The 13,464-nt window shown below is 57.7% G+C and carries 12 protein-coding genes; 9 read left to right on the top strand and 3 right to left on the bottom strand.

Features of this window, described 5'->3' with window-relative positions; translation table 11 throughout:
- Window positions 1-5 precede the first annotated feature (5 nt).
- From lysS to BMZ40_RS01710, 9 genes are read left to right on the top strand one after another with little or no spacing between them, the layout of a single operon-like run.
- Window positions 6-1,514, top strand: coding sequence for a lysine--tRNA ligase (gene lysS, locus BMZ40_RS01750; protein WP_092372403.1), 1,509 nt, complete (start codon window positions 6-8; stop codon window positions 1,512-1,514).
- Between the two features lie 52 nt (window positions 1,515-1,566).
- Complete coding sequence (locus tag BMZ40_RS01745) at window positions 1,567-2,796, top strand: lipoprotein-releasing ABC transporter permease subunit (protein ID WP_092372402.1); 1,230 nt, start codon at window positions 1,567-1,569, stop codon at window positions 2,794-2,796.
- Window positions 2,789-3,466 carry an ABC transporter ATP-binding protein gene (locus BMZ40_RS01740; RefSeq protein WP_092193312.1) on the top strand — a complete coding sequence of 226 codons (678 nt, stop codon included), beginning with the start codon at window positions 2,789-2,791 and terminating at the stop codon, window positions 3,464-3,466. The genes BMZ40_RS01745 and BMZ40_RS01740 overlap by 8 nt, the downstream gene beginning before the upstream one ends.
- A complete protein-coding gene (gene bamA / locus BMZ40_RS01735; protein WP_092372401.1) occupies window positions 3,456-6,143 on the top strand; it encodes an outer membrane protein assembly factor BamA in 2,688 nt (895 codons plus the stop codon). Before BMZ40_RS01740 ends, bamA begins: the two co-directional genes overlap by 11 nt.
- A 39-nt stretch (window positions 6,144-6,182) precedes the next feature.
- Window positions 6,183-6,698 carry an OmpH/Skp family outer membrane protein gene (locus BMZ40_RS01730; RefSeq protein ID WP_092372400.1) on the top strand — a complete coding sequence of 172 codons (516 nt, stop codon included), beginning with the start codon at window positions 6,183-6,185 and terminating at the stop codon, window positions 6,696-6,698.
- Window positions 6,699-6,709: 11 nt separating this feature from the next.
- Window positions 6,710-7,741, top strand: a complete 1,032-nt coding sequence (gene lpxD, locus BMZ40_RS01725) for a UDP-3-O-(3-hydroxymyristoyl)glucosamine N-acyltransferase (protein WP_092372399.1) — start codon at window positions 6,710-6,712, stop codon at window positions 7,739-7,741.
- Window positions 7,742-7,745: 4 nt separating this feature from the next.
- Window positions 7,746-8,210, top strand: coding sequence for a 3-hydroxyacyl-ACP dehydratase FabZ (fabZ, locus tag BMZ40_RS01720; RefSeq protein ID WP_425429348.1), 465 nt, complete (start codon window positions 7,746-7,748; stop codon window positions 8,208-8,210).
- Window positions 8,210-9,001, top strand: a complete 792-nt coding sequence (lpxA, locus tag BMZ40_RS01715) for an acyl-ACP--UDP-N-acetylglucosamine O-acyltransferase (RefSeq protein ID WP_092372397.1) — start codon at window positions 8,210-8,212, stop codon at window positions 8,999-9,001. The genes fabZ and lpxA overlap by 1 nt, the downstream gene beginning before the upstream one ends.
- A 7-nt stretch (window positions 9,002-9,008) precedes the next feature.
- Window positions 9,009-9,821, top strand: coding sequence for an LpxI family protein (locus BMZ40_RS01710; protein ID WP_092372396.1), 813 nt, complete (start codon window positions 9,009-9,011; stop codon window positions 9,819-9,821).
- Window positions 9,822-9,906: 85 nt separating this feature from the next.
- On the opposite strand, the gene thrC is transcribed toward BMZ40_RS01710, so the two are convergent.
- From thrC to tyrS, 3 genes are read right to left on the bottom strand one after another with little or no spacing between them, the layout of a single operon-like run.
- Window positions 9,907-11,355, bottom strand: coding sequence for a threonine synthase (gene thrC, locus BMZ40_RS01705; protein ID WP_092372395.1), 1,449 nt, complete (start codon window positions 11,353-11,355; stop codon window positions 9,907-9,909).
- Between the two features lie 21 nt (window positions 11,356-11,376).
- Window positions 11,377-12,240 carry a UbiA-like polyprenyltransferase gene (locus tag BMZ40_RS01700; protein WP_092372394.1) on the bottom strand — a complete coding sequence of 288 codons (864 nt, stop codon included), beginning with the start codon at window positions 12,238-12,240 and terminating at the stop codon, window positions 11,377-11,379.
- A gap of 12 nt (window positions 12,241-12,252) precedes the next feature.
- The gene (gene tyrS, locus BMZ40_RS01695) at window positions 12,253-13,449 is read right to left on the bottom strand and encodes a tyrosine--tRNA ligase (RefSeq protein ID WP_092372393.1); all 1,197 of its coding nucleotides are present in this window, start codon (window positions 13,447-13,449) and stop codon (window positions 12,253-12,255) included.
- Between the last annotated feature and the right edge of the window lie 15 nt (window positions 13,450-13,464).

Below are 13,464 nucleotides of genomic sequence, written 5' to 3'. Positions count from 1 at the left end.
TTTCCTTGACAAAAGACCAGACCAATGCCCCGAGCGAGAAGCAACTGCTGCGCCACCGCAAGGAAAAGGCGCAGTTTCTGCTTGATGCGGGCATTCCCTTATATCCCAATGATTTTCGCCGTTCCGCGGAAATTGGCGACGTTCTCGAAGCGCACGGCGAAAAGGACGAGAGCGTCCTTGAACAGGAAGGACTGACCTTTGCCCTGAGCGGCCGGATCATGGCCCATCGCTCCTTTGGCAAGGCGACATTCTTCCATGTCCAGGACACCAGCGGCAAGATTCAGGTCTACGCCCAGCGCGATGACCTGGGAGTTGAACAGTACGGCGTGTTCAAGAAATTCGAGATCGGCGACATCGTCGGTGTCACCGGCGCCCTTTTCCGCACCAAGACCGGGGAACTTACCATCAAGTCTTCCGAGGTACGCCTGCTTTCCAAGTCCATGCGTCCCCTGCCAGAAAAATACCACGGCCTGAAGGATGTCGAGACGCGGTATCGCCAGCGCTACGTGGACCTGCTGGTGAATGACCGAGCTCGCGACATCTTCCGAAAACGCACGGCCATAGTGCAGTTCATCCGCAACTTCCTGAACGAACGCAGGTTCCTGGAAGTGGAAACGCCCATGATGCAGCCCATCGCCGGCGGCGCCACGGCCAAGCCCTTCCGCACGCACCACAACGCGCTCGACATGGACCTTTTTCTGCGCATCGCTCCCGAGCTTTACCTCAAGCGTCTGCTCGTGGGCGGATTTGACCGAGTCTACGAGATCAACCGCAACTTCCGCAACGAAGGCATCGACACCCGCCACAATCCCGAATTCACCATGATCGAATTCTACTGGGCGTATGCAACCTTCGTCGACCTCATGGACCTGACCCAGGAACTCCTTTGCGGCCTGGCCAAGTCAGTCTGTGGGACGCATCTGGTTGAGTATCAGGGCAATGTCATCGATCTTCAGGATGGCTGGGTGCGCATGCCCTTTCATGAATCCCTGGAAACCATCGGCGGCGTATCCCCGGAAATCTACCTCGATTACGGCAAATGCAAGGATCTGGCCCAGAAGCTGGGCGAAACCGTGCACCCCAAGGAGAAGCTCGGCAAGCTCCAGGCCAAGCTCTTTGACAATCTGGTCGAGCCCAAGCTGATCCAGCCCCATTTCATTTATCATTACCCGACAGACATCTCCCCCCTGTCCCGCAAGAACGACCAGAATCCCGAAATCACGGATCGATTCGAACTGTTCATCTGCGGGCAAGAAATGGCCAATGCCTTTTCCGAGCTGAACGATCCGTATGACCAGAAGGATCGCTTCGAGGAACAGGTGCGGGAAAAAGCCGCCGGCGACGACGAGGCCCACGCCATGGACGAAGACTATATCCGCGCCCTGGAATACGGCATGCCTCCAGCAGCCGGACAGGGCATCGGCATTGACCGTCTGGTCATGCTGCTGACGGACTCTCCGTCCATCCGGGAAGTCATTCTCTTCCCGCTGCTACGGCCTGAAATCGTCGGATAGGTCCGACCTGGCCTTGGCGGGGTGTGGCACCGGTCTTTCAGAGCGAGAACCCATGCACTTTGAATTGTTCGTTTCCCTGCGGTATCTCCTGGCCCGGCGCAAGCAGGCCTTCATTTCCGTCATCTCGCTCATCTCCGTGCTGGGCGTGGCCATTGGCGTGGCCTCGCTGATCGTGGTCCTCGGGGTCATGAACGGCTTCAGCGAAAACCTGCGCGACAAGATTCTGGGCATCAACTCCCACCTCATCCTCGGCTCGGTCAAACAGACCATCGGCGATTACGATCGCCTGGTACAAAAAAGCCTGAAGGTCGAGGGCGTCGTCGCCGCCACGCCATTCATCTACTACGAAGTCATGCTCTCCACCCCCTCGGGGGTCAAAGGCGTCGTGCTGCGCGGCGTGGACCCGCAAAGCGCCGGGACGGTCCTGACCGTCGAAAAGGATCTGGTCAGCGGCAGCCTCGCGGATTTGGGCAATGCGGGCGACATTCCGGGCATCGTCATCGGCAAGGAACTGGCTTCGCGGCTGGGCCTGGCCATCGGCAGCAGGGTAAGCCTGCTCGCGCCAAGCGGAAAGAAATCAGCCGCCGGATTTTCTCCGAAGATCGTTTTCTTCAACGTAGTCGGCATCTTTAGTTCCGGCATGTTCGAGTACGACTCGTCCCTGGCTTTTGTGTCCATCCCCGAGGCACAGAGAATTCTGGGCTTTGACGGGGATTTCGTGACCGGAATCGAATACAAGGTCTCGGACATAGACGGCGTGCAGAAGATCGGCGAAGCGCTGGTTCGCGCGCTGGGCGGATTCCCCCTTTATTCGCGCAACTGGATAGAGATGAACCAGAATCTCTTTGCGGCGCTGAAGCTTGAAAAGACGGCCATGGCGGTCATCTTGATCATGATCGTGCTGGTAGGCTCCTTTTCCATTATTACCACCCTGGTCATGATGGTCATGGAAAAAACCAAGGACATCGCCGTACTCATGGCTCTTGGCGCCACGCCTCCCCAGATCCGCAACATCTTCATCCTGCAGGGCTCGCTCATAGGGGCCGTCGGGACCAGCATCGGATTCGGGCTGGGACTTGCCATCTGCTCCCTGCTCCAGAAATACCAGTTCATCAAACTCCCGGCGGATGTCTATTATCTGGACCACTTGCCCGTAAAAATAGAACTTCTCGACATGTCCCTCATCGCCGTAGCGGCCATGGCGCTATGCTTCCTGGCTACGTTGTACCCGGCCAGGCAGGCCTCGAAAATGCACCCCACAGAGGCGCTGCGCTATGAGTGAAGTCTACCGTCTGCAAGGCGTCGGCAAGGCCTATGAACAGGGCGAGGAAACCATCACCGTCCTTTCCGGCGTCGACCTGACAGTGCTCGGCGGAGATTCCCTGGCCATCGTCGGCGCTTCGGGATCGGGCAAAAGCACGCTGCTGCAGCTCATGGGCACGCTGGACGTGCCTTCGAGCGGCTCCATCCTGTTCAACGGGGCGGACATATCAACCCTTGGCTGGAAAGAACGGGCCCGTATCCGCAACAGGAACATGGGCTTTGTTTTCCAGTTCCACCATCTGCTGCCCGAATTCTCGACCCGCGAAAACGTAGCCATGCCGGGCATCATCGGCGGAATGGCCAGGAGCCTGGCCCTGGAAAAGGCCGACGCGGCTTTGTCCCGGGTGGGGCTTGCGCATCGACGCCATCACAGGGTAACCACCCTGTCCGGGGGAGAGAGACAACGGGCGGCCATTGCCCGGGCCATTCTGCTTGAACCCGCCGTGGTACTTGCCGACGAACCTACCGGGAACCTTGATGAACGGACAGGCCGGGAAGTCAATGATCTTTTATTGCATCTGAACAAGGATCAGGGAGTCACCCTGGTCATCGTTACCCACAATGCTGAACTTGCCCAATGCATGCACCGCACATTGGAGCTGCGTTCCGGAGAATTGTATGAAGCGTAATGCCTTCCTGTGTCTGATCGTCATCCTGAGTCTCTTCTGTACCCTTCCCGGGTTCGCCGAACCGACGAAAAAGGTCATCGTGCTTCCATTTGCCGTGAACGCGGCACCGGAGCTGGCCTATCTGGAGGAGAGCCTGCCCAAGCTGCTTCAGGATCGCCTGACGGCCCTGGGCCTGGAAGTGATCCCGCAAGAGGAAACCGTGCGTCTCCTGCAGGAACAGCAAGTCGAATATCTGGATCTTGGAGTCGCCAGGGACATGGCGCTGCTCTCCGGAGCCGCTTACGCCGTCTACGGCAGTTTCAGCCAGATCGGAGAAACCATCAGCATCGACACCAGGCTTGTGGAAGCTTACGGCGTCCGTGAGCCGAAACCGTTTTTCGTGGTCAAGGAGGGTGTGATCAACATCCTGCCGGCCATTGAAGACACAGCGGCCAAAATCCAGACCGGCGTGCAGCAAAAAGATAGGATCGCTTCCATCGATGTACGCGGAAATGAAATCCTCGACGACGACGTGGTCCTGATGCGGCTCAGGATCCAGCCCGGTGACGTCTACGACCCAAAAACCGTCAACACCGAGCTCAAGAGTCTCTACGAACTTGGGTACTTCGACGACATCGCCATCGCCCTGGAAGACACGGCCGAAGGCAAGCGCCTGATCATAACCGTCAAGGAAAAGCCGCTCATCTCGGCCATCAGCGTCGAGGGTGCGGAAGAACTTGACGCCGACGACCTGCTGGCCACCATCGCCACCAAGACCGGAGCGGTGCTCAATCCCCGGGTCCTGGCGGACGACATGGGCAAGATACGCGAACTGTACCGCAAGGACGGCTTCTACAACGCCGAGATCGACTACACCTTGGCCCAGGCCGACGCCAAGCGCGCGCGGCTCAACATCATCGTCAAGGAAGGCAAGAAGCTCTACGTGACGGACATCGTCATCCAGGGCGCCAAGCAACTCGACCCTTCCGACCTCAAGGACGAACTGGCCTTGACCGAACGCGGCATGCTGTCCTGGATGACGGGAACGGGCGTACTACGCGAAGAAATCCTGGACCGCGACGCGGCGGCCCTGGAAGCCTATTACGGCAATCGAGGCTTCTTGAACGCCAAGGTGGGCCAGCCCGAAGTCACGTACCTGGATGACGGCATCACCGTCACCTTCCAGGTCGAGGAAGGCGAGCGCTACACGGTGGCTTCCGTCAAGTATGAAGGGGAGATGATCGCCACCCCCGAAGACCTGAACAGCGTCATCGCCCTGGACGATCTGGCCGCCAAAAATGAATTTTTCGACCGCTCTGTTCTGCGCTCCGACATGCAGAAACTCGTGGAACACTACTCCAACTTTGGATACGCCTTCGCCGAAGCCGATGTGAACATGGCCCGCAACGAAGAAGAAAAGAAGCTAGACGTCACCTACATATTGTCCAAGGGCAACAAGATCTCCATCAACCGTGTTCTGATCGAGGGCAACACCAAGACCAGGGACAACGTCATCCGACGCGAGATGCGTCTCGTCGACGGTGACCTCTTCGACGGATCACTGCTGCGCAGGTCCAATGCCCGTCTCAACAGGCTCGATTTCTTCGAGACCGTCGAGATCACCCCGGAACCCACGGCCAATCCCAGCGCTCTCAACCTGCGCGTCAAGGTCAAGGAGAAACCCACGGGGCAGTTTTCCGCAGGCGTAGGCTATTCAAGCTATTCGCAGGTGTTCTTCTCGGGTCAGGTGCTGGAGCGCAATCTCTTCGGCATGGGCTACCAGCTTGGCTTCAAGGGGACCATCAGCGCAAAGTCCGCCGATTACACCGCCACGTTCTGGAATCCCCATTACGACGACACGGATCTGGGCGTCGGCATGAGCCTCTACAACACGATGAACGAGTACTCCGACTACGACAAGCAGGCCATGGGAGCCAGGCTGCTCTTCGGATACCCGCTCGGAGAATACACCAACCTGTCCTGGAATTACCGACTTGAGCGCTACACCATCGAAAACGTCGACGATGACGCCGACAAGGTCATTAAAGACATCGAAGGACAGAACTGGGCCAGCGCGCTGTACGCTTCCATCAAGCGCGACACGACTGACCGGCGCATCAATCCCTCCAAGGGCGTTACCCACCAGTTCTCTGTGGAATACGCCGGCGGCCTGATTGGAGGCGATGACGATTTCGTCAAATACATTGCCGACGCCAATCACTATTTCCCGATCTTCCTGGAAACCATCATCCACCTGCATGCACAGGCCGGATATGTGATGGAGAACGGCAGCGAACGCATCCCTCCCTTCGAGCGCTTCTACCTTGGGGGCATGAATTCGGTACGCGGCTACAAGGAGCGCACCATCTCTCCTGTCTATGACCAAAAAGAAGGGCAGAGCGGCTATGATGAAGGGGATGAAAAAGGCGGAAACAAGAGTTTCTTCTTCAACGCGGAATATCTGGTGCCACTGCACAAGGAGATGGGCATCGTGGGGCTGGTCTTCTTTGATGCCGGCAAGACATGGGACGATGACGAATCCATTGACATGGATCTCTACAAGAGTGTCGGTGCCGGTGTGCGCTGGTACTCGCCTCTGGGCCCGTTGCGCCTGGAGTACGGTTACCCTCTGGACACCGTCAAAGTTGACGATGAAAGAAAAGGCCGTTTTGAATTTTCCGTTGGACAGTTCTTTTAACAACAAGTCAAATTACACATTATTGGTGAGGAGTTTTTCATGCGTGCATTTATCCTGACAATCTTTCTCGTGTTTTGCATGGCCCTGACGGCAGGCGCCGAAACCAAAATCGGTTTTATTGATATGAAGACGGTCATCGCCAAGTCCGAGCCCGGCTCCAAGGCCATGGAGCAGCTCAAGTCCCAGTTCAAGGACATGAAGGACAACCTCGATACCCAGAAGAAGGCGCTGGACACTTTGAAGGACGAACTTCAGAAGCAGTCCATGATGCTCAGCCAGGAAGCTAAAATGGACAAGGAAACGCAGTACAAGCGCAAAGTCCGTGACTTCCAGGACATGGGCCAGAGCTACCAGCGCAAACTGCAGCAGGCCGAGCAGAACCTTTCAAAGCCCATCATCGATAAGCTCCTTGAAGTCATCGAGAGCTACGGAAAGAAAAACGGATACACCGCCATCTTCGACAAGCAGGCCAGCGGAGTGATCTACGGTCAGGAAAGCGTCGACCTCACGAACGCCATCCTGGCGGAACTCAACAAAGCCATGCGCGGCAAATAACAGAGCTCGTAATGCTTCTTTCTGAAATTGCATCCCGTCTGGGCATAGCCTTGAAGGGCAGTGACATGGAGATCTCCGGGGTCAACACCTTGGCCGATGCTTCAGAATCCGAACTGTCCTTTCTGGCCAACCCCAAATATGCGCCGCAACTTGAAACGACCGGCGCTGGTGCTGTCCTCGTCAGCGCTGATCAGGCCCTTGATTCCAAGTCATGCCTGATCAGCGCCAATCCGTATCTTGATTTTGCACGCGCCGTTCAGCTTTTTGCCAAGCCGCAAGGCTCTTTCGAAGGCATGAGCCCCCTGGCCTTCGTGCACGAAGATGCAAGCATCGACCCGAGTGCCTCCATCGCTCCTTTTGTCTTCATCGGCAGAGGGGCAAAGGTCGGCGCGAGGGTTCGCGTATTCAGCGGCTCGTACATCGGCGAAGACTGCGTGGTCGACGAAGACGTCATAATCTATCCCAACTGCTCGCTCATGGCTGGCACGATGGTCGGAAAGCGGGTCATTCTGCATGCCGGAACGGTTCTGGGCAGCGACGGATTCGGATTTGCCCAGGCGGCTTCGGGGATGACCAAATTTCCCCAGATTGGCCGAACCGTGATCGAGGACGATGTGGAAATCGGGGCTAACACGACCATAGATCGTGCAGCCTTGGGTGAAACCCGTGTGGGGCAAGGGACCAAGATCGACAATCTGGTTCAGCTTGGCCACAATGTTCGGGTCGGACGCAACTGCATCATCGTGTCGCAGGTCGGCATCGCAGGGTCGACCACCCTGGGCAACGGGGTGGTTCTGGCCGGACAGGTCGGGGTCGCCGGGCACATCAATCTTGGCGACGGATGCCGAATCGGCGCCAAATCCGGTGTGGGCAAGGATGTACCGCCGGGCCAGGACCTTAGCGGCATTCCGGTCATGTCCCACGGATCATTCCTGCGGACCTCGGCCATCATGCCCAAACTACCGGACATGAAGCGGCGGCTCGGCAAACTTGAAAAGGAACTGGCCGCACTCCGGGAAGAACTTGCGAACAAAGGGAAATGATATGATCAACAAACCTGAAAATGGCGAAATCGTAAGCCGTGACATTCTGGATCTGCTTCCACATCGCTATCCTTTCCTCCTGGTCGATCGAGTGCTCTCTTTCGAGCCCATGAAATCGGTGCACGCCATCAAGTGCGTATCCATCAACGAACCTTTCTTTCAGGGTCACTTCCCGTCCTATCCAGTCATGCCCGGCGTGCTCATTCTTGAAGCACTGGCCCAGGCTGGTGGGATCATGGTCATCAAGAGTCTTCCTCCGGCGGACACCGTGGGCAAGATTTTTCTGTTCACCGGAATGGAAAAAGTTCGCTTTCGTCGCCCCGTTTTTCCCGGTGACCAGCTACATCTGCACGTCACCTACGAACGCCACAAGATGAGCATGTGGAAAACCAACGGCAAGGCCATGGTCGACGGAAAGGTCGTGGCTGAGGGCATCCTGACCGCTTCCGTGGTTCCGAGGGAAGACTGATGCAAACAAACATACACCCTTCAGCGGTAGTTCATCCGGATGCGTATCTTGGCACCGGTGTCACGGTCGGCCCGTTTGCCGTTATCGAAGACGGGGTTCACATCGGTGACGAGACCGTCATCGACGCCGGAGCCCAGATCAAGCGCTTTACTACCCTTGGCACGAAAAACCATATCCATTCCATGGCCTGCGTCGGCGGTGAACCACAGGATCTCAAATTCGGCGGGGAAGAGAGCAGGCTCGTCATCGGGGACCGCAACAGAATCCGCGAATTTTCGACCATCCACCGCGGCACCGAAGGCGGCGGCGGAATAACCCAGGTCGGGTCGGACAACCTGATGATGGCCTACTCCCACATCGCGCACGACTGCGTGGTCGGAGACAACAACGTCCTGGCCAATGCCGCGACCCTTGCCGGGCATGTCGTCGTAGGCAATGAAGTTGTTGTGGGCGGTCTTTCGGCCGTGCACCAATTCGTGAACATCGGTGACTTCGCATTCATCGGCGGAAAAACCGGTGTTGCCCAGGACGTGCCGCCCTTCATGCTGGCCGTCGGCGAACGCGCCACATTGCGCGGGCTCAACCTCATCGGTTTGCGCAGGCACGGGTTTTCCTCCGAGGAGATTCACGCCCTGAAATCCGCCTACAAGCTGATCTGGCGCTCCAACCAGGAACGCAACGAAGTCATGCAGCAGGTCGAGACAGAGCTTGGCAACTTCTCCCAGGTCATGAAGCTCCTCGACTTCATCCGCAGCAGCAAACGAGGCACGATAACGCCTGAACGCATCTAGACTGGCCATGACCAGAACGCTTGGCATCATCGCGGGCGGCGGCTCATTTCCCATCACCGTGGCCAATACGGCAAAAGAACGCGGCGAACGCGTCATCGGTGTCGGATTCGCTTCCGACACCGATCCTGCCTTTAGGGCCCACTGCGACAATTTCTCCTGGCTCAAACTTGGGCAGCTTGGCAAACTCATCGATTTCTTCACCGCCAACCACGTCACGCACGTGGTCATGGCTGGTCCCATCAACAAGCCAAGGGCACTTGATCTTCGACCCGACTGGCGAGCGGCACGGCTTCTTTTTTCCATCAAGACGCGCGGGGATGACGTACTGCTGCGCGCGCTCACTGCCGAACTTGAACGCGAAGGGCTGGCTGTCGTCGCGCCTCATCACTACTCGCCGAACCTGCTCGCGCCCGAAGGGATCCTGACCAAGAGAAGACCCACGCAAGCCGAGCGCGAAGATGTAGAATTCGCATGGAAACTGGCCCAATCCCTGGGACAGTTCGACATCGGCCAGTGCCTGGTAGTGCGGGAGAAAATCGTTCTTGCCGTCGAGGCCATTGAAGGCACCGACGCAGCCATACGACGCGGCGGACAGCTTGGGGGCCCCGGCGCGGTGGTCGTAAAGCGGCCAAAGCCGACCCAGGACAAAAGGCTCGACCTTCCGGCTTTTGGCCTGAAGACACTGCAAGCCATGGCCGATGTAGGGGCGACGTGCCTGGCCTTTGAGGCTGGCGGATGCATCTTTTTCGAGCAGGACCAGGCCCTTGCTTTTGCCAACGCCCACGACATCGCCCTACTCGGCCTTCCGCCGGGCACCTAGCGCAGGTACGCTTACCTCAGAAAACAGAAATGGCCGGTTACGCACACCGGCCATTTCTATTTTCGAGCGTTTCAGACACACGCCGTCATTTTTTGTCGAGCCCCAGGATGCCGACCACATTCTGGGCAGCCTGAACCGTAAACGCATCCTCGGACAGACGCGACTTTTCATCCTGATCAATGACCAGGCGCGGCACATTGGCCAGCTTTTTGTCCGGCGTGATCTCGAATTCGGGACCGAAGCCATCATGAAAATACATGTCCTGAAATCCGGCGAACTTCAAAGCATGCGCCGTGGCGTCAAGCACGGCAAGCTCGCCTTCTTCCATGAGTCCAAGCTCCTTGGCTTTAAGGAGCCCGGCCAGGCATTCTCCGCCCTGGGTGCAGGCGATATGGCCATGCCGGTTGGCAAGCAGCATGGACTCGATGATGCGCTGTTCGCTGACCTGCACGACCTGAAACGATCCCGCGCCACCCAGCTTCTGGTACTGCTCGGCCAGGTACGCCACCCGGGGAAACGACACGGGATTGCCGATCATTGCCGCCTGGGCAACTGACGGGCGCACCTTCACGGCCTCGAACCTGCGCTGCTCCGCGTCCTGGGCATAGTACCTGAACACCGGATTTGCATGCTCGGACTGTACTCCGACGATGCGGGGCAGGGCCTCTATGATCCCAAGCCGCAGGAGTTTCAGGAATCCGCTCATGATGGCCGTGATGTTTCCTGCATTGCCGATGGGCACGAAAATAACCTTGCCGCGCAGATCCCAATCATACCACTGCGCCACTTCAAAGGCATAGCTCTCCTGCCCAAGGATGCGCCAGGCGTTCTTGGAGTTGAGGAGCGCCACACGATAATGATCGGCCAGATACTCGACCACCTTCATGCAGTCGTCAAAAACACCAGGGATCTCGAGTACTTTTGCCCCACTTCCGAGAGGCTGGGACAGTTGCTGCGCAGTGACCTTGCCCTGCGGCAAAAGCACGACCGAAGTCAAGGGGGCGCCCACATACGCCGCGTAGAGCGCCGCTGCGGCCGAGGTATCACCGGTGGAGGCGCAGATGGTCAGGACATTGTCCCAGTCGTGTTTGGCGACAAGATGGCGCAGATACGAATAGGCGCAGGCCATGCCGCGATCCTTGAATGACGCGGACGGATTCTGGCCGTCATTCTTGAAGGCCATGGGTTGGCCCACCAGACGCTCCAGGGCGGACGAGGAGCGGGTCACGGGGGTGTTGCCCTCCCCCAGATAGACAATGTCCTCTTCGGCCACGACAGGAGCCATCAGCTCGTAAAAACGGAAGATACCGCGCAGGGCCGGATTCTTGGTCGCCGCGCGCAGGTCGAAAATATCGCGCCAGGCAGTGCCGGGTGTCTTTTCCAACTCGGAAAAACGTGTGTCCTCCAGCAGAAAAACACCCTTGCAGCTTGGACACGTGTAATGCAATTCGTCGATGGGGTATCTGGCCTTACAACCGAGGCAGACATATTCCATTTCCCCTCTGTAGGTGGGAAAAACGTTGGCTTCGCGCATGAGATGCTCCCTGAAGATTAATTACCCAAGCGTCGTGTCGATGACCGCGCCCGCAAACAAGAAAACCGCTACAAACCCGTTCAAGGTGAAAAAAGCCAGGTTGACCTTGCTCAGGTCATCGGCACTGATCAGTCGGTGCTCGAAAAGCAGGATCACTGCCACGAACAGACAAAAACCCGCATAGACAAGCCCGGCTCCGGCAGACCAGCCGGCCAGAAGGAAAAAGAGGGCTGTTATCACATGGCTGAAGGTCGAAAGAGCCAGCGCGATCGGCACCCCTTTGCCTGCCGGCAAAGAATGCAGGCCCTCGGCCTGATCGAATTCGGCGTCCTGGCAGGCGTAGAGGATATCAAATCCGGCCACCCAGAACGTCACTCCCAGACCCAAAAGGACTGGAGCGAGCACAATCTCCGGAGACACGGCGAGCCATCCGGCCAGGGGGGCAAGCCCAAGGACAGTGCCCAGAAAAAAATGGCACAGAAAGGTGAATCGTTTGGTGTAGCTGTAGAGTGCGGACCAGACCAGTGCCAGAGGAGAAAGCGCCAGACAGAGGGAGTTGAGCTGCCAGCACCCCCCGACGAAGACAAGGGCGCTGACGGCTATGAAAACCAGCGTTTCGGAAACCTTGAGTTCGCCCGTCACCAAAGGCCGGGTCAGGGTGCGCGGGTTTTTGGAATCAATGGGAAGATCCGCAAGGCGATTGACGGCCATGGCGAAGGACCGCACGGCCACCATGGCCACGGTCAGGGCCAGAAATATCCTCCAGCCCGGCCAGCCGTCTGCGGCCCAGAGCATCCCGAGATAGGCGAACGGCAGGGCAAAGATCGAATGTTCTATCTTGACCATGCGCGCCAGCAGAACGGTTTTACGCCAGATCGAAAACATCAGCCCGCCCCCTTAAGCCGTCACAAGCTTCAAGAATCTTTTCTTGCCGATCTTCAGCACGTATTCCCCCGGCGCGAATGCGAAGGAAGCGTCGTCTTCCTTGCGTCCGTCGATGGTCACGGCGTTTTGCTTGCACATCCGGCGGGCATCGCCCTTGGAGGAGCACACGCCGCTCTCGCTCAGAATATCCACCAGCAGCGCACCGGCCTGAACCGTGAAAACCTCGATGTCCTCCGGAATGCCCTGCTTGGCGAAAACGGCGTTGAAAGCCTCACGCGCTGCCGCGCCAGCCTCCGCCCCATGAAACCGTGTCGTGATCTCCTGGGCCAGATCCTCCTTGGCGGTCTTGGGATGCAGGGCCCCGGAGCCAACCTGCTCCCGCAGGGTAGCGATCCGGTCCAGAGAGCTGTCGGAAAGCAATTCGTAATAACGCCACATAAGCTCATCGGAGATGGACATCAGCTTGCCGAACATGTCGCCCGGAGCCTCGTCTATGCCAATGTAGTTGCCCAGCGACTTGCTCATTTTCTGGACTCCGTCGAGACCTTCCAGAATGGGCATGGTCAAGACGATCTGCGATGCCTGACCGTGCTCACGCTGCAGGTGGCGGCCCATGAGCAGATTGAACTTCTGGTCCGTTCCGCCAAGCTCCACATCGGCCCTGAGGGCCACGGAGTCGTATCCCTGGACAAGAGGATACAGGAATTCGTGGATGGAGATGGGCTGGTTGCCCTTGAACCGCTTCTCGAAATCATCGCGCTCAAGCATGCGGGCTACGGTGTACCGCGAGCAGAGCTCGATGAAATCCGCAGCGGAAAACGTGTCCATCCAGGTGGAGTTAAAAGCGATTTCGGTTCGTTCCTGGTCCAGGATCTTGAAAATCTGCTTCTTGTAGGTTTCGGCGTTGCGGAGAACCTCTTCGCGGGTCAATTTCTTGCGCGTTTCGGATTTCCCGGAGGGATCACCAATCATGCCGGTGAAATCACCGATCAGAAAAATGACCTGATGTCCGAGTTCCTGAAAATGCTTGAGCTTCTGGATCAGTACCGTGTGCCCAAGGTGAAGGTCCGGGGCGGTGGGGTCAAATCCGGCCTTGATCCGCAACGGGGCGCCGCTGCGCAGTTTTGCGATCAGTTCCTCTTCGTTGATGATCTCGACGCTTCCGCGCCGGATCTGCTCAAGCTGCCGAGCAAGCTCCATATCTGTCATGACGGTTCCTGTTCT

This window comes from Desulfomicrobium apsheronum (genome assembly GCF_900114115.1).
Classification (GTDB): Bacteria; Desulfobacterota; Desulfovibrionia; order Desulfovibrionales; family Desulfomicrobiaceae; genus Desulfomicrobium; species Desulfomicrobium apsheronum.
Note: the sequence above shows the minus strand (reverse complement) of the source record. Positions and strands in the feature narration are given on the sequence as shown.